The organism is Flagellimonas cixiensis (assembly GCF_042134615.1).
GTDB lineage: Bacteria > Bacteroidota > Bacteroidia > Flavobacteriales > Flavobacteriaceae > Flagellimonas > Flagellimonas cixiensis.
Genome location: NZ_CP169639.1, coordinates 2,726,555 through 2,750,574, shown reverse-complemented (window position 1 = coordinate 2,750,574; position 24,020 = coordinate 2,726,555). Strand labels below are relative to the sequence as shown.

The 24,020-nt window shown below is 41.8% G+C and carries 19 protein-coding genes and 1 tRNA gene; 8 read left to right on the top strand and 12 right to left on the bottom strand.

The window, feature by feature from the left end; translation table 11 throughout:
- Positions 1-120: 120 nt before the first annotated feature.
- From ABT310_RS12290 to cobA, 7 genes are all read right to left on the bottom strand, one after another.
- Complete coding sequence (locus ABT310_RS12290) at positions 121-807, bottom strand: response regulator (RefSeq protein WP_375324180.1); 687 nt, start codon at positions 805-807, stop codon at positions 121-123.
- A gap of 99 nt (positions 808-906) precedes the next feature.
- Entirely contained in the window at positions 907-2,193 is a 1,287-nt protein-coding gene (locus ABT310_RS12285) for an alginate export family protein (protein ID WP_375324179.1), read from the bottom strand.
- Positions 2,194-2,234: 41 nt separating this feature from the next.
- Entirely contained in the window at positions 2,235-3,062 is an 828-nt protein-coding gene (locus tag ABT310_RS12280) for an ABC transporter ATP-binding protein (protein WP_375324178.1), read from the bottom strand.
- Positions 3,063-3,080: 18 nt separating this feature from the next.
- Positions 3,081-3,920, bottom strand: a complete 840-nt coding sequence (locus ABT310_RS12275) for an ABC transporter ATP-binding protein (protein WP_375324177.1) — start codon at positions 3,918-3,920, stop codon at positions 3,081-3,083.
- Positions 3,921-3,930: 10 nt separating this feature from the next.
- Positions 3,931-5,037: an ABC transporter permease gene (locus tag ABT310_RS12270; protein WP_375324176.1), complete on the bottom strand. Its 1,107-nt coding sequence runs from the start codon at positions 5,035-5,037 to the stop codon at positions 3,931-3,933.
- Positions 5,038-5,049: 12 nt separating this feature from the next.
- On the bottom strand, positions 5,050-6,438 hold the full coding sequence (locus ABT310_RS12265; protein ID WP_375324175.1) for a CmpA/NrtA family ABC transporter substrate-binding protein: 1,389 nt from the start codon (positions 6,436-6,438) through the stop codon (positions 5,050-5,052).
- Positions 6,439-6,634: 196 nt separating this feature from the next.
- Positions 6,635-7,396 carry a uroporphyrinogen-III C-methyltransferase gene (cobA, locus tag ABT310_RS12260; protein WP_375324174.1) on the bottom strand — a complete coding sequence of 254 codons (762 nt, stop codon included), beginning with the start codon at positions 7,394-7,396 and terminating at the stop codon, positions 6,635-6,637.
- A gap of 137 nt (positions 7,397-7,533) precedes the next feature.
- Here cobA and nirB point away from each other — a divergent pair, with 137 nt between their 5' ends.
- The 8 genes from nirB (at position 7,534) to ABT310_RS12220 (ending at position 19,538) form a co-directional block, all read left to right on the top strand.
- Entirely contained in the window at positions 7,534-10,053 is a 2,520-nt protein-coding gene (nirB, locus tag ABT310_RS12255; RefSeq protein WP_375324173.1) for a nitrite reductase large subunit NirB, read from the top strand.
- An 11-nt stretch (positions 10,054-10,064) separates the two neighbouring features.
- Positions 10,065-10,442, top strand: a complete 378-nt coding sequence (gene nirD / locus ABT310_RS12250) for a nitrite reductase small subunit NirD (protein WP_375324172.1) — start codon at positions 10,065-10,067, stop codon at positions 10,440-10,442.
- Between the two features lie 20 nt (positions 10,443-10,462).
- Positions 10,463-11,056: a DUF4202 domain-containing protein gene (locus ABT310_RS12245; protein WP_375324171.1), complete on the top strand. Its 594-nt coding sequence runs from the start codon at positions 10,463-10,465 to the stop codon at positions 11,054-11,056.
- Between the two features lie 18 nt (positions 11,057-11,074).
- Positions 11,075-12,928 carry a type IV pili methyl-accepting chemotaxis transducer N-terminal domain-containing protein gene (locus ABT310_RS12240; protein WP_375324170.1) on the top strand — a complete coding sequence of 618 codons (1,854 nt, stop codon included), beginning with the start codon at positions 11,075-11,077 and terminating at the stop codon, positions 12,926-12,928.
- Positions 12,918-13,292 (top strand): hypothetical protein, encoded by a 375-nt coding sequence (locus tag ABT310_RS12235; RefSeq protein WP_375324169.1) that lies wholly within the window; start codon positions 12,918-12,920, stop codon positions 13,290-13,292. Before ABT310_RS12240 ends, ABT310_RS12235 begins: the two co-directional genes overlap by 11 nt.
- 438 nt (positions 13,293-13,730) lie before the next feature.
- Positions 13,731-15,185, top strand: a complete 1,455-nt coding sequence (locus ABT310_RS12230) for an efflux transporter outer membrane subunit (protein ID WP_375324168.1) — start codon at positions 13,731-13,733, stop codon at positions 15,183-15,185.
- On the top strand, positions 15,175-16,383 hold the full coding sequence (locus ABT310_RS12225) for an efflux RND transporter periplasmic adaptor subunit (RefSeq protein WP_375324167.1): 1,209 nt from the start codon (positions 15,175-15,177) through the stop codon (positions 16,381-16,383). The genes ABT310_RS12230 and ABT310_RS12225 overlap by 11 nt, the downstream gene beginning before the upstream one ends.
- An 8-nt stretch (positions 16,384-16,391) precedes the next feature.
- Positions 16,392-19,538, top strand: coding sequence for an efflux RND transporter permease subunit (locus ABT310_RS12220; RefSeq protein ID WP_375324166.1), 3,147 nt, complete (start codon positions 16,392-16,394; stop codon positions 19,536-19,538).
- A gap of 442 nt (positions 19,539-19,980) precedes the next feature.
- Here the strand turns inward: ABT310_RS12220 and ABT310_RS12215 are convergent.
- From ABT310_RS12215 to ABT310_RS12195, 5 genes are all read right to left on the bottom strand, one after another.
- Positions 19,981-20,054, bottom strand: a tRNA-Arg gene (locus ABT310_RS12215).
- 102 nt (positions 20,055-20,156) lie between these two features.
- Positions 20,157-21,032, bottom strand: a complete 876-nt coding sequence (locus tag ABT310_RS12210) for a sugar phosphate isomerase/epimerase family protein (RefSeq protein ID WP_375324165.1) — start codon at positions 21,030-21,032, stop codon at positions 20,157-20,159.
- Positions 21,033-21,183: 151 nt separating this feature from the next.
- Complete coding sequence (locus tag ABT310_RS12205) at positions 21,184-21,786, bottom strand: YceI family protein (protein WP_375324164.1); 603 nt, start codon at positions 21,784-21,786, stop codon at positions 21,184-21,186.
- A 77-nt stretch (positions 21,787-21,863) separates the two neighbouring features.
- A complete protein-coding gene (locus tag ABT310_RS12200; protein WP_375324163.1) occupies positions 21,864-23,126 on the bottom strand; it encodes a hypothetical protein in 1,263 nt (420 codons plus the stop codon).
- Between the two features lie 41 nt (positions 23,127-23,167).
- Entirely contained in the window at positions 23,168-23,713 is a 546-nt protein-coding gene (locus ABT310_RS12195) for a YceI family protein (RefSeq protein ID WP_375324162.1), read from the bottom strand.
- Positions 23,714-24,020: the final 307 nt, after the last annotated feature.

Here is a 24,020-nt window from a genome sequence, read left to right as displayed (position 1 = left end):
CCTGAATTTCCAATAGTTAAAATTATGGAAATACGTATAAATACGTAGTGATAATTTAGCAAAAGTGAGGCTAAAAAATGAAGTTTTGATAATAATAACTGGCGATTGCCGAAGAAATGCCTAAACCAAGTTGTACTGTTGCGCTTTTTTGGACAGGTCAATGAGGTTCTTGACCTCCATTTTTTTCATCAGATTAAAACGATGGGTATCGATGGTACGCTTGCTATTGTTTAGTTTTTCGGAGATTTCCTTGCTGGTGTAACCTGCCAAAACCAGTTCCAACACCTGAAGTTCGCGATTGGTAAGATCAAATGGGTTTTCTTTGGCTTTGGATTCAGTAGTGTTTTCGGAAGATGGGGTAGATTTAAATAGGTTGTTCACCAGAACATCAGAAATATCACCACTAAAATATTTGCCTCCTTCGTGCACTACATGAATGGCCTTTACAAACTCTGCCTTTCCAGTATCCTTCAATAAATAACCGCTGGCCCCTGCCTGTACCGATTTAAGGATGTACTCTTCCGAGTCGTGCATGGAAAGAATAATGCACTTGGTCTTAAGACCCCCCTTGGCATTTAATCGCTCCACTGTTTCAATCCCTCCCAATTCGGGCATACGGATATCAATAATTAAAATATCGGGAGATTTATCCCCTATCATATCAATGGCCTCCAGGCCATTGGCCACTTCACCGATTACATCGAGGTCTGGTTCTTCTTCCAACAATGCCCGAATACCATCCCTTACCAAGGAATGATCATCCGCTAAAACTATGGTAATGGCATCTTTTAATTGCGAATCTTCCATATCACAAAAATAGTCGAATTATTGAATTCCGTGGGTTTAAAAAAAGGGCCGCCCCATTTAAAATGGAACAGCCCTTAAACACTAACTAACTCTGTATTTTTAATCGACTTTAGCCGTACTGAACAATTTTGGTTTTATAATAAGCATGGCCCATGCCCAATTTTGGGTACTTGCAGCAATATCTTCAGCAACTCCTTTAAGCTCGTACATTCCATCTGCGGCAAACATATGGGAATAACCTATTTTTAAAGCATATCCTTTAAATCCCTGGGTGAACACCAAATCGACTTCGGTGCCCAAAGCGTTTTCGCCACTTGGCAAGTCTTGTTCTCCTCTAAAGTTCAATACCTTGGCCAATAGGCTGGATTTTTCTCCCAATTTGAAATTGGCACTGGCATGGATATCGAACAATCCGATGGAATTGGCATGGTTGCCCACGTAGAAATAATCCATGAAGCCATTAAACTTGTGGTTGGTTCCATACAGTGGAAAAAATGCTCCGGTCTCCCCTGGGGTTTGTCCATCGTTTCCACTAATGATTTCAATTCCTGCCCCCAACCCTATGGCGCTCGACGCTTTGTAGGTAGCATCCAACCCCAGCAAATAAGCGCCTTTTACATCCAACTCACCTTGACGCTCGCCTGTTTGAAGAAATGCATTGGCGGCTAGTCCGAAACCACCTTTGTTGAAAGTAAGATGGGTTCCGAAAGTTTGTAGATGGCTTAACCCGTCGGCATTATCTTGATCATCAAAGTTTTGAAACCCGTTGTTCATCAATACCAAACTAGCGCCAAAACTTTCCCATTTCTGCTTCAGATAAAGCATTTGCATGGTTTTGTAGCTAAAAAAACCCGTGGTGTTGTAGGCATTCCCCACCGATTGATATCCCGTAGGATTATCAAAATCTTGATTGTAGGCAAAAGCAAAATCCAAGATAAAGTCATCCTTTGCATATTTGATCAGGGCGGCATCGTGGTTTCTACCTTGTTGTGCCCAATCGAGGCCGCCAAGAATTCGCTCATCATCATAGGAAAGTATTTGTCTACCCAATTTGGTGGACCAACCCGAACCTAGATTCAGTTCTGCCCAAGCTTCAAAAACGGCAAAAGAATCGTTTTGATCGTCTGGTAAAATCTGGCGGTTCTCCCCCCAAACCAGCACATCTTGAATGCTTAAATAAAACTTGTATTTTTCAGTTTGATAGGCTGCATTCAAACGAGCTCTTGTCGTGATTGCAAAACCAGGGTCTGCAGCATCGGGAATAAGGCTTCCGAATCCGTTTCTGTATTCTGTTCTTGGTCTGAATTGACCATCCAAAGTAAATTGGGCTTCCGCTCCAAAAAGGCATAGCAATAGCATGCCAACAGTTAATATTAGCTTTTTCATTTTTGAGATTTGTTAAAGGTTATTCAGTCAGTTGGGAGACATCAATGCTCCAAAAAGTCAATAAGGTGTTTTCTGTATGTGTAGTAATCTTCGTGTTCCAATACCGATTTTCGGGTTCGGGGTCGTTCAAAATCAATGGAAAGTACATCTCCTATTTTGGCTCGGGGCCCGCTCGTCATCATCACAACACGGTCTGCCAAAAAAATAGCTTCGTCCACATCATGGGTAATCATAACCGCAGTGATTTTTTCCTTGTTCCAGATTTCAATCAATATATCCTGAAGTTCTCCTCGTGTAAGGGAGTCCAACATTCCAAAAGGTTCGTCCAACAACAACACTTTGGGCTTTATGGCAAAAGCGCGAGCTATACCCACCCTTTGTTGCATTCCTTGGGAAAGTTCATTGGCTTTTTTATGAAATGAGCCTTCCAAGCCCACTTTATCCAAATAGTACATGGCAATATCTTTTTTTTGCGACTTGCTGGCATGAGGAAACACTTGGTTCACTCCCAACATAACATTTTGCAAAGCCGTCATCCAAGGCATTAAGCTTGGGGCTTGAAAAATCACCCCACGGTCTGGTCCTGGTCCTTTGATTGGGTTTCCCAATACAGAAATCCTTCCTCCAGAAATGGGGTTTAAACCGGCTATCATGGAAAGCATGGTGGTTTTTCCACACCCTGAATGACCAATGATGGTCACAAATTCTTCTTTTAATATTTGAAGGTTTAAATGCTCCAACACCACATAGTCACCTTTGGGAGTTGGATACACTTTTTTCAAGTCGTTCAAGTCCAACATGATATTGTCTGAAGGGTAAACCACTCCATTTTCGTGCCCTTGGGCCTTTTTTGATACTTTTACTACCATTTGCTTAGGTTTTAAAGGTTAGGCAACAAAACTTTTAGGTGTCAACTCTGGTAATTCGTATACTTTCTTGGAAGCTGATTTTCGTTCTTCCCCTATGCCCATCAAATATTCAATGATGGCGTTTCTGGTCTTTTTGTACTCCACATTATCGTTGAGTTCGGTCTTATCCCTAGGTCGATCAAGACCGATAGCAAATTCGGGGCCCAAGGTCGCATTTGGCCCTGGCCGAAGTGGGATAATGCGGTCAGCCATGTAGATTCCCTCATCCACATCATTCGTAATCAACAAAGCGGTACGTTTGTCCTTGCTCCAAATCTTGAGAATTTCATCTTGCAGATTACCACGGGTCAAAGCATCCAATGCGCCCAGTGGTTCATCCATGATGATCATTTCAGGGTTCATTGCCAAAGCTCTGGCAACGGATACGCGTTGACGCATTCCCCCAGACAATTCCTTTGGTCTTTTATTGATGGCTGGTGATAAATTTACCATGGCAACATATTCTTCGACCCTTACATTTATTTCCTTTTTGCTAGCTTTTGGAAATGCTTCTTTCACGGCCATTTGTACATTCTGTCCAACGGTCAACCATGGCAACAAGGAATAATTTTGAAATATCACACCTCTTTCATGGCTCGTGTCCACAACAGGCTCGCCTTTAAAAAGCACTTCGCCACTGGTCGGCTTTAAAAGCCCGTTGATCAAGTTCACCAAAGTGGTCTTCCCACTTCCCGTAAAACCTACAATCGCCACAAACTCTCCTTCCTCAATGGACAAGTTGATGTTGGACAACACCTCGGTGGCGTTGGCGCCACGACCATAGGTCATACTTACATTTTTAAGTTCCAGATATGCCATAGCTATTTATTTAAGCGGTTGCGTTTTTATTAAAGGATACCATACTTTGAACGGTCAACATGATTCGGTCCAACAAGAATCCAATGATACCGATGACGAACATGGCCACTATGATCTTTGAATTAGAGTCGATGGCGCCATTTTGAAATTCTTCCCAAACGAAAGACCCCAATCCTGGACTTTGTGCCAATAGCTCAATGGCAATCAATACCATCCATGCAACGGAAAGTGTAATGCGCAATCCCGTAAAAATTAATGGCAATGATGATGGCAAAATCACTTTGAACACTTTTTGGATTGGCCCCAATTTGAGCACCTTCGCTACGTTGATGTAGTCCTTGTCCACTGTGGCAACCCCCATAGCGGTATTGACCAAGGTGGCCCACATGGAGCATAATCCCACACTGATAAAAGAGATAATAAAAGCGCTATCGGAATCTGAATTCTTGGTCATCGTTTTTACGATCATAAAGACCAACAGCAGCCAAACCACTGGTGAAACGGGCTTAAAAATCTGAATCAACCAATTGAAAGAGCTACGCAAGGTGGTACTCAACCCAATAATAACTCCCACGGGAACGGCGATGATCAGCGCCAAAAGAAATCCGGCAAAAACTGTCTTTAAACTGGTAAATATTTGATCTACAAATGACGGTCTTCCGGTATAGGTTATGGGTGCTTTCCCCTCCGCTTCTCGTTTTACATTTAATGTGGCTGTTTTGGCTTTAAATTCAGCTTTGTCCGCGCTAATGGCCTTATGGTCTGCAATCAGCGTATTGAACGAAGTCCATACCTGAGCGGGTGATGGCAGGGTATTTGGCTGACAACTTATCGCCCCAGAAGCGATGCATTCAGCCATTTGGTCGGCGGCCTCTTGACCTTGGTCCGTGAGTGCTTTTTGAATTTTATAATCCGCCTCAATATTGTAAAGTGCCTTTGCGCCAACATGCCACAAACCGATGAACAATACAATCGAAGCCAATGGTATCAACACTTTTCTCACCAAATTCTTTCCATTCCATTTGGGCATGGCAGGCATCAATTTGATTACAAAACCCTTTACCACGGTGCCAAAATTCTCTTTTTCATCCTGAACTACTGTAACGCTATGCTTCATGGTTATTAAGATTTATAGGGATGAATCATCCTCTTTGTTTCCAATTTTAAAACTGTTGATATACCCAATGGGGTCTTTGGCGTCATAGGTCTTGCCATCGATAAAATCGGTTGTTACTGGCTTGTATCCATCCGTTGAAGGAATATCCCCTGATGAAAGATGGCCTTCAGTCACCAATGCGTCAGCAGCTTTTTTCCAGATATCGGGACGGTAAATATCCTTGATGGTCTCCTCGTACCACGCTGCTGGTTTTGAATCAGGAATCTGTCCCCATCTTCTCATTTGGGTCAAGAACCAAATGCCATCAGAATAGAAAGGATAGGTTGCATGGTATTTAAAGAATACATTGAAGTCGGGCATGGCGCGCTTATCCCCTTTTTCAAATTCAAAGGTTCCTGTCATGGAATTCGCCAACACCACTTCATCGGCACCCACATATTGTGGCATGGACAAGATTTTCACCGCTTCTGCCCTATTGCCAGGCTCATCCAACCATTTTCCCGCTCTGATCAATGCTTTGGTCACTGCAATGGCCGTGTTTGGATTTTCTTCCACGAACTTTTTGGTCATTACAAACACTTTTTCCGGATTGTTTTTCCAGATATCATAATTGGTGGTAACCGGAACACCTATACCTTTAAAAACAGCTTGCTGGTTCCAAGGTTCGCCCACACAGTACCCATAAATGGTCCCTGCTTCCAGAGTTGCGGGCATTTGTGGTGGAGGGGTCACAGAAAGCAACACTTCCGCATCAATCTGGCCCTGAACATTATCGGCCGTATACAATCCTGGATGGATACCCGCGGCAGCCAACCAATACCGAATCTCATAGTTATGGGTTGATACAGGAAATACCATTCCCATTTTAAAGGGCTTTCCGCTATTTTTATATTCCGTGATTACAGGTTTTAAGGCATCCGCTTTAATGGGATGTACTGGTTTTCCATCATCCCCAGTCGGGACATTTGGTTTCATTTTTGACCAAACATCATTGGAAACCGTTATCCCATTTCCGTTCAAATCCATGGAAAAAGGAGTTACCAATTCTGCCTGACGACCAAATCCTGCTCCCGCAGCTATCGGTTGACCTGCCAACATATGGGAACCATCCAATTGTCCGTCTATTACTCGGTCCAACACATTCTTCCAGTTGGATTGTGCTTCCACGGAAACAAAAAGTCCCTCATCTTCAAAAAATCCTTTTTCCTTGGCAATGGCCAAAGGTGCCATATCCGTCAATTTTATAAAACCAAAGGTCAATTGTGGTTTTTCAATTTCCAATGCAGGGGCAGTATCAATCGCCTGGGCAATATCCCCCTCTTTTTTTTCTTTCTTTCCTCCACAGGCCACCAAGGCTACCATCAATAGAAGGCTAGAGAATTTTGTGATGTTTGTTTTCATAAAGCGGTACTTTTATAATGGTTATCATAAATTACAGAGTAAAACTACGTATCATTTTCTAATTATCTAAGTATTATTACGTATTTATACTGAATTTCAATGAGATTTATGAAATTGGATTTTTGAAAAGGGTCAAATTGAGGAATGCTAAAAATTTCCAGACTCGGATCTCGATATCCATGATCGGGATTTAAAATCAAAGGGTGGACTGCAGTACTCGTTGTATCTCATCTTCATAAAAGAAGTTATGATCGGCCACCACTTCACCTATAACAATGATACCGGGCTTGGTACAATCCAATTCCTTATATATGTGTGTTGCATCCGATAAGGTTCCCACTAGGCAACTTTCTGAGGTCAAAGTGCCATTTTGAATTACAGCAAAGGGCGTGCTACCCCTTCTATATTTCATGGCGGAATCTGCTATTTCCTTTAGTTTACGCACACCCATCAATATGACCAAGGTTGCGGATGACTGGGCCGCCAACTCAAAATCTTTAGAAAACCCATGCTCTTTAGTAGTGGCTGTAAGCACCCAAAAACTACTACTGACCCCTCTTTTGGTTACGGGAATACCTTGACTTGCCGGAACAGCAATCGCACTGGTAATTCCGGGCACTACCTCCACAGGCAGCCCAAAGGATTGGGCATATTCAATTTCTTCGGAAGCCCGGCCGAATACAAACGGGTCTCCTCCTTTTAATCGAACAGCATGCCCATAAGTAAATGCACTTTCTACTAGTAAGGTATTGATTTCTTCCTGCGTATAGCTATGCTTAGCACATCTTTTACCTACGTATATTTTAGGAATATGTTGTGGAATTTCACATAGCAATGCTTCATCGACCAAAGCATCGTATAAAACTACATCTGCGGATTTCAAAACTCGTAAACCCCTTACTGCTATTAGGTCCGAACTACCAGGCCCAGCACCTACCAAACTTACTCTCGCTTTCATAGTAATACCTTATTATTAAGATTAATGCTTGTACATTTTATCAATTTGACAACAAGAATACGTAATTATTTGTAAAAAATCAGTATTTATTTAAGTAATTATACTTAGTTTTGAATCGTATTTCAAATCTTTGGCATATGAAAACAGTTATTGTAGTAGGAAATGGAATGGTTGGCTATAAGTTCTGTGAGAAGTTCAGGGCACATTCAGCTAGCGACGCATTCAAAGTTGTGGTCTTTGGCGAAGAACCAAGACCCGCTTATGACAGGGTTCACTTAAGTGAGTATTTCGGAAATCAAGACGCTAAAGCATTGGAACTAGCCCCCGCTTCTTGGTATAGTGGCAACAATATAGATCTTATCACCAATGAAAGGGTCACGGACATTCTCAACGAAACCCAAGAAGTTCGTACCATTTCGGGGAAAACCTATTCCTACGATCATTTGGTACTGGCTACCGGTTCCGTTCCCTTTGTTCCCCCAATAAAAGGCGTTGAAAAGGAAGGAGTGTTTGTGTACCGCACCATTGAAGATCTTGAAGACATGTTGTCCTATGCCGCACAAATAAAGGCCATTAAGTCCGATGGTCGTGCAGCAATACTGGGCGGGGGTTTATTGGGACTAGAAGCTGGCAAAGCTGTTTTGGATATGGGTTTGGAACCTCACGTGGTGGAGTTTGCCCCGAAATTGATGCCCAGACAACTGGATACGCGCAGCAGTAATGTGCTCCAATTGAAATTGGAATCCATGGGTATCCAAATTCATTTGGGCAAGGCTACCAACCAAATTATTGGGGAAAGCGTCATAGAAGGCATGGATTTTGGCGAAGATGACCAATTGGATGTGGATATGCTGATTATTTCAGCCGGTATTCGCCCAAGGGACGAGCTTGGAAAAACCTGCGGATTGGACATGGGCACTCGAGGCGGAATCGTGGTGAACAACAAAATGGAAACCTCCATTTCAAATATTTATGCCATTGGAGAGGTTGCCCTTTACAATCAAATGATCTATGGCCTTGTGGCCCCTGGTTACGATATGGCCAATGTGGCAGCAAATCAAATCTTAGGAAATACCGAGGTTTTGATGCCGGATGACATTGACATGTCGACCAAATTGAAATTAATGGGCGTTGATGTGGCCAGTTTTGGCACTCCTTATATGCCGGCCGAAAAAGGATTGTCGATTATATATGAAAACAAAACCAAGCATTTGTACAAGCGTATCAATGTGAGCCACGATGGTAAAACCTTGTTGGGCGGAATTTTGATAGGTGATGCCAATGATTACAACATTTTGCACCAGATGTACCTCAACAACATGAGTCTTCCTGAAAATGCAGAAGAATTGATCGTGGGTGCTCGTGGCGATGGTGGTTCTGCTTTTGGCAGTGCCATGGACCTACCGGATACCGCTCAAATCTGTTCCTGTGAAAGCATTTCCAAAGGAAACATCTGTAGCTCGATAAAAGAGGGTACCTGTAATTCCTTAAAAGACGTTATTGGATTGACGAAGGCCACAACGGGATGCGGGGGCTGTAAACCCATGGTGGTGGATTTGGTCAACGAGACCTTAAAATCCATGGGGAAAGAGGTAAAAGATGTCATCTGCGAGCATTTTGAATACACGCGTCAGGAATTATACGGCATTGTAAAAGTGAAAAACATTCAAACTTTTGATGAGGCTTTGGACAAATGCGGCAAAGGTGATGGTTGTGAGGTGTGCAAGCCTGCTTTGGCCTCCATTTTTGCAACCATTTACAACGATACGGCCAACAAGGAAGATGTAATCCAAGATTCAAATGACCGATTCTTGGCCAATATCCAACGCAATGGTTCCTATTCGGTTGTTCCTAGAATCCCTGGGGGAGAAATAACTCCCGAAAAACTGATTGTGATCGGTGAAGTGGCCAAAGAGTACAATTTGTACACCAAAATTACTGGCGGACAGCGTATCGACTTATTTGGTGCAGCACTCAATGATCTTCCTGCGATTTGGAAAAAACTGATTGATGCCGGTTTTGAAAGTGGGCATGCCTATGGCAAATCACTACGAACCGTAAAAAGCTGCGTAGGTTCCACATGGTGTCGCTATGGAATGGACGAAAGTGTAAGTTTTGCGATTGAACTGGAAGACCGCTACAAAGGCTTACGATCTCCTCACAAACTCAAAGGTGGCGTTTCCGGTTGCATTCGGGAGTGTGCGGAAGCCCGTGGCAAAGACTTTGGAGTTATCGCTGTGGATGGTGGATGGAACCTCTATGTATGTGGAAACGGTGGTGCCACTCCAAAACACGCTCTGCTATTGGCGGAGCAAATTGACAACGAAACCGTAATCAAATATTTAGATCGATTTTTAATGTACTACATCCGTACGGCCGCACCGCTTATGCGCACCGCAGCATGGCTGGATAAGTTGGAAGGAGGCATAGAGCAACTGAAACGCATTGTGGTGGAGGATAGTCTGAACCTAGGAGAAGAATTGGAGCTGGACATGCAATCCTTGGTCGATAAATATGAATGCGAATGGAAACAGGCTGTGGAATCAGAAGAAATGAAAAAACGCTTCTCCCATTTTGTCAATACAGAAGACAGAGATGATAATATGGTATTTGTTCCCATGCGAGAGCAAAAAATGCCAGAACCTTGGACCAACTAAACACTGTAATTATGGAATCAATTTTATCTGAATATACCTCCGTAGACCCTACAACCGTTTCCGTTTGGTTCAAAGCCTGCAGCGTTGACGATATTCCAGAAAATGGTGGGGCCTGCATCAAATACAAGAACAAACAAATTGCAGTGTACCACTACAAACGCAAACAATCTTGGTACGCTTGCCAAAACCTTTGTCCACACAAAATGGAAATGGTTTTAAGCAGAGGAATGCTTGGAGATGCCGATGGCATTGCAAAAGTAGCCTGCCCAATGCACAAAAAAACGTTTTCACTGGAATCGGGGGAAAATTTGAATGGAGACCTGCCCGCAATAGCTGTTTATCCCATTAAAATTGAAGATGGCTTTGTGTATATTGGTTTTTCTGAATAGCTTTAGAAAAATCATTTCTAATGGGTACTCCCAGTAAACTTCAAGAGGCATTTCGTTTATTTGACGAGGCCAATTCCAAAGACCCCAATACAGAGGTTGAAAATGGCATGGAACAACCAAAAGAGTTGTTGTATGCCAAACGAATGACCCAACTATTGGATGAATTTGCTCCAGATGCCACAGAAGCATTGAAATTAACTGCACGTTGTCAGCATATTTGCCGTTGGGAAATTCCTCGGGAATCCTACGAAATGAACCGTGTGGGCTATCTTAAATGGCGTCAGGATTTAAAAAAGTTCCATGCGGAAAAGGCAAGTTCAATTTTAGAACAGGTAGGATACAATAAAGAAACAATAGATAGGGTGAAATTTTTATTGCTCAAAAAGCAGTTGAAAAAAGATGAGGATACCCAAACGTTGGAAGACGTAATCTGTCTGGTCTTCTTGAAATATTATTACGAACCCTTTTTGCACAAGCACGATGAAGCCAAGATGATTTCCATCCTTCAAAAAACTTGGAAAAAAATGTCGGCAAAAGGTCATGAGGCCGCCCTTAAATTATCGCTTTCAGCAGAGGGACTGGCCTTGGTAAAAAAGGCTTTATCCAACACATAAAAGAATATCAAAAAGGCAATGGATAGAAACAACCAACAACAGGCATTGGACGTATCCACATTTATAAGGATACGAAAATGGTACCTCCTAGCCCTTGCCGCCATTGCTGTGACCATTATTGTGGCCCAAATATTGATTCAACGGCACTTGGACGGACAATTGTACGATTCCAGGGTCATTAATGTGGCAGGAAGACAACGTGCCTACAGCCAAAAATTGGTTAAGGAAGCCTTGCTTCTTCAAAACGTTGCGCTTTCCGAAAATGAAAGGGAGGAATTGTTATCTAAACTAAATCAAACTTTATGGGTTTGGAAAGCATCCCATGATGGACTTCAAAATGGCAATGACAGCATCGGATTGCCCAAAGAAAATAATAAGACCATTTTAGCCCTTTTTGAAGAGGTATCCGTTCATCACAAAGCCATGGTGAATGCGGTGGAAAATTTACTTTCAAGCGAAGGATCGGCACAAACCGATTCCCAGGTTGAAATCTTACTGGCCAATGAATCCGATTTTTTGTCCAAAATGGATGAGATCGTAAACGAATACGACAGCATCAGCAAAGACCAACTTGAAAACTTAAAGTTTAAGGAATATGCGCTCTTGGCCTTTTCGCTTGGCATATTGTTATTGGAAGTACTCTTTATTTTCCGACCCCTTTCCATTCAGATTCGGGAAACCATACGGGATTTGGTCAAAAGCCAGATAAAATCGGAAAAGGATGCCATAGAAATCAAAAAAGTGGTTCAAGAGAAAGAAAAGTCGCTTCAGGAACTTCGGGAACTGAATTTTGTAATTGACAATGCTGCGCTTTTCGCGAGTACACGATCCGATGGTTCCGTTGTTTTTATGAGCAAAAAATTCTTGGCTTTGCTTGATCAGAAAGATTTGTCCACCAATGCACAACTTTCAGAAATATTGACTGAAGATACTGGACAACAGCAATACTTGCGTGAAATCTTGACCAAACCGCGACGGGATATTCGCTCGGAAGAAATTGAAATCAAAACAAAATCAGGAAAAAACCTATGGTTGGATATTTCCATCATCCCCATTCACCAGTCCAGTAAAAAGCATAATGTACTTTTGCTATGCTCCGATATTACCGAGCGAATTCAGAATCAAAAAAAGTTGGAGCAGCTCCGGGTTCAGAACTACGAGGAACGGATGCGACAAAAGCAGATTCAGGCCAGTTTGATTGTGGAAAGTCAGGAAGAAGAACGTAAACGTATCGCCAAGGATATCCACGATGGCATTGGACAGATGCTTACGGCATTGCGGTTCAATATTGAGTCCATCAACCTTACCAACAAGGAAAAAACCAAAGAGAAAATCGAATACCTCAAAAATCTTACGGCCGATTTAATCAAAGGAGTACGAACGGCTACGTTCAATTTAACCCCACCAGAATTGAGCGACCATGGCATATTTCCCGCCCTGCAAAAAATGACCTTGGAATTGAGCAAATTAACCGGGAAAAACATATTGTTCGAAAACAAGGCCGAGGAGCACATCCGTTTTGATTCTTTAGCGGAAACCAATATTTACCGAGTTACCCAAGAGGCTGTGAACAATGCCATTAAATATGCGAATGCCAGTTATATTTTGGTCACCATTAATTTTACCGATGACCTTTTAAGCGTGGTAATTGATGATGACGGGAAAGGTTTTGATCCCGCTATTTTAAAGCATCCTCCAAAGAACAATAGCGAGGGCGGCATGGGGGTATTTTTTATGAAAGAAAGAATCAGTTACATCAACGGAAGATTGTTTATAAGTTCTACACCGGGAGAAGGTACTCGGGTGACGATCAATTATCATTTAAAAGAGAGCAAGAAAAAGAATCTTAAAAGCATTGAAAATGAAAATTAGAATAAAAGGTGATTCCATACGGTACCGATTGACTAAAACGGAAGTGGAAACTTTCTGTGAAAAAGGTGTCTATTCGGAAACAACCCATTTCGGGACCAGTGAATTCAACTATGTGCTACAAGCTAAAGAAGGAATTAATGCCATGAAAGCCGATTTTGCCGACAATACAATCACTCTTTTTTTACCGAAAGATGCATGTTCCAGTTGGGCTACTTCGGACAAAGTCGGTTATCAAAACACAATGCCGATTGGCAATGGTAAAGTACTTTCCTTGTTGTTGGAAAAGGATTTTGCCTGTTTGGACAATACTATGGAAGACCAATCAGACAATTACCCAAACCCCAAAATGGGTGATGTCTGTTAATAGAAAAATGAATCGTTTTTTTGAACTTTGGTAAATGCAGGGATTTTCTATAAAAATAATGATCTCAAAACAGCCATAACGTTCTTTGGTCGCATCTTGGAAATGGCACGTAACTTTCGATGTTTATAATGTATTTATAGGGTACGTTCACTTTCTCTTTCGATGAGTTTGATTCAAAATCAATTCTCTCGTTTTCTTTTCTCACAGATAACTCAATTACTTTATTGTGAAAGTAATGATTTAAAAAAACGCATACTTATCAATTTTTAAGAACAACGAAGAAAAGAACAAAATCCTCAACTTACGATGTAAGTCAGAAGATTGCTGTTTAGCGTATTCATAGCGTTGTTGAAATGGTTTTTTTTCTTAAATCCATTGAAATTCATTTAATTATAAAGGTGGTGTTTTAAAATAGCCACGATTTTTCAAATCAAGGCAATGGAAAAAAGCAGCAAACTAAGTAATAATACAAGGCTAAAGCAGTGGCAATATGTATTGATATTGACGCTATTTACGTTTTCAGGAATACTTTTTTACAATTGTTCCCCAAAATATTCAAATATATCGCTACCTATAGAAACGTTGCAGGATTTCAATAGTAATGGCGATACATTGGCTACCGATAAATGGTGGGAAGAATTTCAAGATGAAAACTTAAACAGACTGATCGACAGTGCCATGCAATCCAATATGGAACTGGCAGCCACTTGGCAACAATTTTTAGCCTCAAGAGCATCGGTCAAATCTCAAGCCTCCAATAAATGGCCATCCATTGAAGCATCCGCTCAAACGGCAAGAACGCTGCCTGAACCCGACTTTGTTGGTGGTGAAAATACACAATTGGGTTTTTTGTCGAGCTACGAACTCGATTTGTGGGGGCGAATAGGGTCTGCTGTGAACGCAGAGAAGTTCAGGTCGGAAGCCAGCTACTTTGATTATGAAACTCTTTCCATATCCCTCTCAGCGGAAATTGCCTCGACATGGTATCAGTTGCAGGCTGCTAAAAGACAGCTGCAGATTACCAACAATCAGATAAGAACAAACGAAGCCATCATCAAACTTATTCGCTCACGATTTGTGGGTGGGCAAATTAGGGCCGTGGATATTTTACGCCAAGCCCAATTGTTGGAGAGTACGAAAGAACAAAAAATCATTTTTGAGACCAATATAGAACTTATTGAAAACCAATTGGCCGTTCTTGTGGGAAAGCAACCCCAAGAGGGCATTATTTTGGCGAAAAGTTCACTGCCTATGGTGCCAGAACTGCCTGCGGCAGGCTTGCCGCTGGACTTGATCAGGCGAAGACCCGATTTAAAACAATCATTTGCGCTTTTATTGACCGCCGATAGGGATATGGCATCCGCTGTTCAAAACAAATACCCGAGAATCACATTAAGTGGACGAGGACAGCTACGTTCCAACAACTTTGACAATCTTTTTGACAATTGGGCCTATTCCCTAGCCGGAAATATCTTGGCGCCCATTTTCTATGGCGGACAACTCAATGCTGAAGTTGACAGGACCACTGCAATTAAGGAGCAACGCCTTTTTGAATATGGACAGGCCACATTGGTTGCTTTTCGCGAAGTTGAAGATGCGCTGGTTCAAGATATGAAACAGACGGAACGACTTACAAACATTACCAGACAACTAGAATTGGCCGAAAAAAGCAACAAACAGTTAAGAGTCGAATTCCTCAATGGATTCAGTCCTTATTTAGATGTTTTACTGGGGCTGGATCAAGAACAACAACTGCGCAGGGATTTGGTATCGGCTCAATTACAGCACATACAAATCAGAATTGCCCTGTATCGTGCTTTGGCAGGTGGCTTCGATACCGGAAGAAGTATAGAAAATCAAAAAAGTAAACTAGACGAATTCTATGAGCAATAAAAAATTAATTTGGATCTGTTTGGCCATACTTGGAGGAGGATTATTGGTCACCCTACTCATTTTCTCCACCGAACCCGAGGCACAAAGTGAAGGAGCCAGCATCGAAACGGCCATTTTGGTCGATGTGATCGATGTGGAAAAAGGAACCTATGCCCCAACCATAGTAGCTACAGGGACCGTACAGCCAATTGAAGATGTAATTCTTAGTCCTTTGGTATCAGGTCAAATAATTCGTAGGGATCCTGCATTTAGCCCTGGGGGGTTCGTAAAAAAAGGAGAAGTTTTACTGCAAATAGATCCAGCGGACTACAAAAATACACTGGAGCTTCGAAAAAGTGAGCTATTGCAATCCGAAACCGCTTTGGCCACCGAAATGGGACGTCAAAAGATTGCCGAGCAAGATCTTCAACTCATCAATAACGATTCACTTTTTGGGGACGACCCACTTTCCGACAACGAAACACAGCTGGTGCTCCGTCAACCACAATTAAATGCGGTAAAAGCAAATATTGAGGCAACAAGAGCCTCTTTGAACCAAGCACAATTGAATCTAGAACGCACCACGATCAAAGCTCCCTTCGATGCCCACATCCTAAGTCAAAATGTAACTGTGGGAAGTCAAGTGGCCCAAGGTGATAACCTAGGAAGAATTGTAGGAACCGATAGTTATTGGGTGATGGCAACCGTGCCGATTTCCCGTTTACAATGGCTAAAATTTCCAGAATCCAATAAAGAGAAAGGATCCATAGTCCATATAGAAAATTCATCTGCCTGGCCAACTGGATCACTACGAGAAGGGTATTTAGACCGACAAATTGGAGCCTTGGACAATCAAACCAGATTGGCAAGGGTATTGGTTCGGGTGGACGACCCATTGGCAACGTCCGAAACATTAAAAGGAGCTCCCAAACTAATGATCGGGACATTTGTGGAAGTTAAAATTCAGGCAGATTCCATTCAAGATGTGGTACGGATTGATCGAGATTTGGTCAGGACCAACCAAACCGCATGGGTCATGAAAGAGAATCTATTGGAAATACGGGAATTGGACATCATACTTACCGACAACCAGTATGCTTACATACAATCGGGTGTTGCCGATGGAGAAAAAATAGTGACCACTAATTTGAGTACGGTCACTAATGGAATAGAACTACGGACGGGTTCCGTAGGAGATTCAGAAGATGAAAATGACTAAAAAATGTGATGATGGAGGAAAAGGATTCAGATAAAAAAGTGAGAAAAGAGGGTGCCATTGGTTACATGGCACGAAACTCCATTGCCACCAATTTGTTGATGCTGATTCTTCTGGGTGGCGGCATTTTTACCATGTACACCATCCAAAAAGAAGTTTTTCCAGAATTTCAGCTTGATTTTGTCGATGTATCCGTGGCCTACCCTGGAGCATCGCCTGCCGAGGTGGAACAAGGGGTGCTCCAACCCTTGGAAGAAGCGGTACGAAGCGTTCAGGGCATCAAAGAAATTGTGTCACAGGCCAATGAGGGTTCTGCTCAAGTTAATATTGAACTGATAGCAGGCTCAGAACGCATGAAGGTGTTTCAAGACATTGATCAGGCGATTAACCGAATCCGAACATTCCCCGATGACATTGAACGACCGGAAGTCAGCCTACGATCCCGACAGCAGGATGTACTGCAGATTGGACTTTACGGAAAAGCGGACATTTGGACGCTACGTATTCTTGCCGAACGATTACGGACCATTTTGTTGAGCAATCCTGCCATAACCCAAGTGGAACTTAACAATGTACCCGATTATGAGACCCGCATCGAGATAACCCGAAACAATCTTCAAAAATATAACCTGACCCTTGGGCAGGTAGCAGGAATTATCCGTCAAAGTAGCAACGACGTTCCTGCAGGAGCTGTGCAAACCCAGAGTGGCGAAATTTTGCTACGGATGAAGGAGCGCAAACAATGGGCAGACGAATTTGCAAACATCACCATTGTTTCAACACCTTCGGGAGCCAAGGTCAGCCTTGGCGATATAGCAACCATTACCGATGACTTTGTGGAAACAGGTTTTCATGGGCAATTCAACCAAGAGAACTATGTGGAGCTCCAAATATTTCGGATTGGTGATCAATCCCCAATGGATATCGAGGATGTGGCCATGGACATTTTAGAAGATTTTCAACTTCCGCCCGGGGTAAATTTCCGTACGGACAGCAATAGGGCATCCGATTATCGAGAACGACTGTCTTTGCTTACTGAAAATGGCGTTTTGGCCATCATCATCGTATTGTTGATTCTCACTTTATTCTTGGAATATCGACTTGCTTTTTGGGTCATGATGGGGATGACGGTTTCTTTTATTGGTGGTATAATTTTCTTGCCCCTTATCGGAATTAGCGTCAACATGATCTCCATGTTCGGATTCTTGGTAGTACTGGGTATTGTGGTGGACGATGCCATTGTGGTAGGAGAAAATGTGTACGAATACCGAAAAAAAGGGTTAAGTCCCATAAAAGCTGCCATTGCAGGAACCAAGGATGTTTCACTGCCCGTGGTGTTCAGTATAACGACCACCATTATTGCCTTTGTCCCTTTGCTTTTTATGCCGGGGGAAACTGGAAAATTTTGGCAACCCCTACCTGCAGTTGTGATTGTGATCTTAGCTGTATCATTGATGGAGGCGCTGTTTATTCTTCCATCTCACTTGGCCCATTTAAAAAAGGACCCAAGCAAAAACAAATGGGTACATAAATTGGAAACCTGGCAGAGTGCTTTTGCCAACAAGTTCAATGAATTTGTAGACAGACGGTACCGTCCTATATTGGACATATGTTTGAAACATCGATATATTACACTGTCCAGTGCCATTGCCCTGCTCTTGATTGTGAGTGGATATGGCTATAGTGGACATATGGGAATGATCATGATGCCCGAGGTGGCCGCTGATGAGATCGAAGCAGGCGTACGTCTGCCGGTCGGTACCACGCCCGACCAAGCTGCAAAGGTAGCACATGATATTTCTGATGCCACCCAACGAATGTTCGATGAACATAATCTGTACGAGGTCGCAGAAGGCATCAAAACCAACGTAAGGGGACAGAACTTTATTGATGTGGAGATTGTAATGTTACCGCCTGATCAAAGAGACATTACCGCCGGGGAAGTGATTGCCCTATGGCGTGACAATATCGGGGATATTGAAGGGGTTGACCAAATAACTTTTGAAGCAGAACGCGGTCCAGGCGGTGCTCGGCAGGCCATTAGTATAGATTTAAGTCATAACGATATTAATGTTTTGGAAAAGGCCAGTACGGCCTTTGTGGAACGTATGGAGGCATTCTCTAATACGCGTGATGTAACGGACAATTACAACAAAGGAAAATTACAGTATGATTTTAACCTCTTACCTCAAGGTAGAAACTTGGGCCTTACCTCCGACGAGGTGGGAAGACAGGTACGGAATGGATTTTTTGGTGCCTTGGCCATGAGACAACTAAGGGGAATGGATGAGATTGAGGTCCGAGTAAAATTGCCCATTGAGGAACGTAAGGACATTAGAAACCTTGAAAATTTCCTGGTTCGGACGCAGGATGGCATAGAAGTGCCCCTAATGGATGTTGTTGAAGTAACACAGCGAGAAGCTTTTACAAGCATTAACCGAAGGGATGGCCGTAGAGTCGTCAATGTAGGAATGGATGTGGAACCCGCAAACTCGGTAAACAGGGTCATTTCAAAGGTGCAAGAAGAGACATTACCGCAACTTAGAGCTGATTTTCCCGGAATAACCTGGACTTTTGAGGGGGGGCAGGCCGATATGCGAGAAAGCACCAGTACGCTTCGTGCTGGTTTTGCCATAGCCATGCTATTGATTTATGCCCTTTTGGCCATAGCCTTTGGTAGCTACGTACAACCTTTGATCGTGATGACGGCAATCCCTTTTGGAATCGTAGGAGCAGTGATCGGACATATTCTACTGGGATATGATCTCTCGTTGGTTAGTTTAATGGGAGTTATTGCACTTTCGGGAGTGGTGGTCAACGACTCTTTGATTATGATCGACTACGCCAATAAACGGCGATTAAAAGGGGATCCTATATACAAATCCATTCACGAAGCTGGATTAAGAAGGTTCCGTCCGATAATTTTGACCACCATGACCACCTTTGGCGGATTGGCACCAATCATTTTGGAAACCTCTAGTCAAGCTTTTTATTTAATTCCGATGGCTATTTCATTAGGATTCGGTATTGTGTTTGCAACGGCCATTATCTTGGTGATCGTTCCATGTTTATACTTGATTTTGGAAGATGCAAGGTTAATCATCCAAAAGGGACGAACAGTAAAGAAAGTGGATGTTTCCGAGAGCGCGGTTTCCTGATACGAACTATGTAAATAAAGTAGAATGTTCGAAAACGCCCTAGCTTATTTTATTTGAAAATAAAACTTAGAATGGTTTGTTAGCTTATAACTTATCATTTTAAGGTTGCATTTGGTTGCCCGTTCCACTACCCATTATATAACACAAAAAGTTAATTAAGTTCATATCAATGCCAGAGGTGAATTAGTCAGAGGTTTATAAAATTATAGCTCATAATTATGGGGGTTTTGTGGACAACTCTACGAATAAAAAGGAAATAATAAAGGAGTTTACCTATCAATGAAAAAACTACAATTTTCATTTAATCCCCCCTATTCTTAGGACAATAAAAAAGGAAAGCTCTAGCTAAAAATGGTGCTTTAAAAATCTGTTTGTGCAACAGACGTGTTACAAGAACAAAAAAAGCATCTACATAAAAAATGTAAATGCTTGATTTATAATGTGATCGCGGAAGGATTCGAACCTTCGACCGTCTGCTTAGAAGGCAGATGCTCTATCCAGCTGAGCTACGCGACCCCGACTTTGCGGGTGCAAAGATACTAATGTATGTGATTGTAAAAAATATTTTTTTGAATTCTTATCGTTTTTCTTGCAACTTACTCGAATTCAAACCCATTTTTATTTAAAACCTATCTCTTCCAAGCCTTTGTGGCTGATTTTAATTACCTCCAATGGTTTTTTGTCCCAAGTCATGTCTTGCTCCACAAAATACTTCACCATTCCAGATGCCTCCTTTTTCGCCAATATGGATTTAAAGTCGATGGTACCTTCCCCTACTGGAGCAAACTTACCTTCCTCATCCATATCCTTAACATGCCAAAGTTTGAACCTGCCTGGATATTTTTCGAAATAAGCGGTTGGACTGGCACCTGCCTTAGTTACCCAAAACAAATCCATTTGGAAGTTCACATATTTTGGGTCGGTGTTGTCCAATAAATACTCGATTGGAACTACTTCATTTTCATTTTTCTTAAATTCAAAATCATGGTTGTGGTACAATAATCTTAAGCCAGCTGCCTCACATTTTTTTCCAATGGTAGTTAGAATGTTGGCAAATTCTTCCATGGTTCCCTTCATTCCCATTGATCTGGTTTCGCGGTCAAAAGTAAACATTCCCATAGGTGGAACTGGAATAGTAAAATACTCGAAACCTGCTGCTTTTGTATCGGCAATCAATTGGTCCGCATTTTCCAGAGTCACCATTCCCATGTGTGTACTAACTGGTTTCAAGCCTTGACTTTCCAAATAAGATTTGAAAGCCACTGGCTCCATCCCATAAAACTTGCCATCTTCATATCCTGCTGCTTCAACATAGGCGTAACCGGCATCTGCAACTTTTTTAAGGGTTTCCTTGGCGTCTTTGCCCATATCGTCCCTAACCGTGTAAAGGGCAAGTCCCCCAAATTGGTCCTGAGCGCTAAGGCTTGTTGAACAGAAAGCTATAAAAAGCGTAAAAATTATAGTCTTTACTGTTTTCGATGAATATACTTTCATTGTTTTTGTTTGTAGTTAATCTTTATTTTTATGCTGCCGCACAAGATAATGCTTTATTGTCAATAATTGAATCAATAGAAGTCCATCAAACAAAAAATCCGTTGGATGTTTACTTCCCAACGGATTTATATCAAAAAAGGTAATTTATCTTTTAAACCTCGCTCATCTTAATTGCAAGTCGAACCATAATTTCATCGTCCACTTTAATCATGCCCATCATTTTTTTGGGGGGCTGAAGATTAAAATCACTAAGTTTTAGTTCCAAAACACCGTTCACGGATATTTTGTTGTCCACATTACAATCCAAAACGGCATTATAACGTCGAGAGACACCTGCTATTATTATTTCCATGCCCACACCCACTTTAGAATTTTCCTTTTGGGGAGGATCTACATACAGGAGCTTCATTTCTACCTGGGGATGTGACTCTGTTTGCAACAACTCCTTGAAATCTTTGTTGATGGCCCGGCCACCACAATCAAAACAATCGTTGGCCAATTGCAAACTGGCGTTGTTGAACAAAATATGTTCTTTTTTATCATCGTACACCAATCGTATGGGCAATTCCATTTCCTCCAAGTTGTACCTGCAGGTAAATTGGTTCACATTGGTGGTGCCGGATATAACTACTTCGCTATCTCCCGCTACCCTTACCTTGGTGCGTCGTTCCGGGTCGGAAACACCATGGGTCATCAACATGGAAACAGTAATGATTCCTATTAATTTGGTGATATGTGGAAAAGCTGCTAGCATGAATTTAAATATAACCTTTTACGATTAAAACCTAGGGCTAAAAAGCCCTAGGTTTCGTTAAATAACCCTATGTTTTGTTAGAAGCTGATGATAGCCTCCAATAAAACCCCATTAAATTTACCGTCGTGGAAGATACTTGTGGTATCATATCCATCGTAAGTGTTGTTCACATATTCAATTTTGGTCAAGATGTTTTTGGTCAAGAAAACACCACCACCTAATTGGAATCTGTCGATAGAAATTTCAGAACCGGAAGGATCGTCAGAAGTTACAGTGTTGTAACGAGTACCTACATAGAAGTTTTCACTGTTACCAAACCTGTAGATCAATTCACCTGCCAATTGTGTTGCATTTCTTGTATCGCTCTCAGCATCCGCTTTCCCTGAAGCCAATTCAACAGTTCCAAAGAACTCCAGACCTTTATATTTCACGAATGGATTGAACATAAAGGCAGTAATCTCGTTTCTAAAACCTGGATCATATCTACCAGATCGGAAGTTACCAGATGTAGAAGCCTCTGTGTTTTCCATTACCAAATAGTATCTAGATCCTGCACGGTCCGCACTGTAAAGGTATGTTCTGGCAGATTTTCCAGTGCTGTACATAGAGCCAGTAAGTCTTAATCTTAAATCTTCACTTACTTGACTGTCATACCCCAATTTGGCCAAAATAGAAACTCCTGTAGTGCCTGGGTTGTTCACAGCTTGGTTCAATTTACCATTGGATAGACCGAACATTCCGATAAAACCATTTGATCTAAAGTACACCTCACCACCAACTTCAGTGGTAAATGAATCCATAATCAAGTTACCAACAAATGGATTGTGCATGGCTTGCGCGTTGTCTGTTCTTCTAAAGTGGGCATCACCATAGTTGTTTTCCATGTGACCTACTTTAATGGTCAAGTACTTCATAGTTTCTTCCAAGAAGCCAGGGCTGATGAAATCCAAGTTGTCCACTTGAAAATACCCGCCTTTAACATAAGGCTCTGGGTGGTGTCTAGAAGATAGGTAAGTTCTTAAGTGCATACGAACACCCTTGGCCAATGCGACATCCAAATCCAAGTTGGCCGTTGCCAAGTTAAAGTTGTCACCGATCTCGATCAATTCTACAGCACCAGAGTTTTCATGATCCAGAGCTTGAAATTGCAAAGTGGAAGATCCACCTACTCTTACTTTTATACCGTCGAAAGTTGAAACGGTATCTTTTGGTGCTTCAAAAACGTTTATACCATTTTTGTCGGGCTCGCGATAATTATCCAGTTTACGGGTTTGGGAATATCCCATAAGGCCAGTTAAGAAAACAAGGGCCAGTACTCCGTATTTCACAGTATTTCTCATTGTTATTGAATTTTAGTTGAGTTTTTATTTATTGATTTTTGTTATTTCCAAATGGTTGTGTAGTGAATCTCAATCTCATCACCTGTTTTAATGGTGCCCATTAAGGCTTTAGGAGGTTCAATGCCGAAAGAGGTCATTTTCATTCCATATTTGCCATCAAGGGTTACTTTGCTGCCGTTTAAGGTCAAGTCGAAAGGAAGGTCAACTTTGTTAGTATGTCCGGCAATGGTCAGGTTTCCTGTTGCGACCACTTTATAGGTGTTGGCCGAAGAGGCCTTTGAGATACTTTTTAAGGATGTCATTTGATAAACAATTTGCTTATGTTCATCAGTTTCCAACGCTTTATAGGTGTTTTTGTCCATGGCCCCTTTTCCACTTTTTAAACTTTCCGACTCTACGGAAAATTTTAAGGTGGTGATTTTAGGAAGCTCGCCACTAACATCAAGACCGATGGTACCTGATTTTTTTTCGGCGATTTCTTCCCAATCATGAAGGGTTGAAGTTCCGGTTACCATCACTTCACCTTCATTTCCACTAAGCTTATAGGTTTGTGATGAAAGTGCAAATGGAATTAAAAGAAATGTCATCCAGAATATCGTTCTCCAAATGAACAATTGTCGAGGTTGAGTGTGATTGTGCATAATTCTAAAATTTTGATGGGTCAAAGTTCCTTCAGCGAACTTTATCAAAAGATGATAAATGTCATGAATCTTATAATCTACTGATTTTTAGCTATTTAAAATTAAAAAATAATTTTTTTCTTACAATTATGTGCTTTGGGAGTATTCCTACCTATCAATTTTTCAGCTAAAAGAGAAAGATTTTCATAGTCCTGGAACCTTCTAATGCCATGTTACTTTCCATGACTCGTTAACCGCTTGATTCCTAGAATTC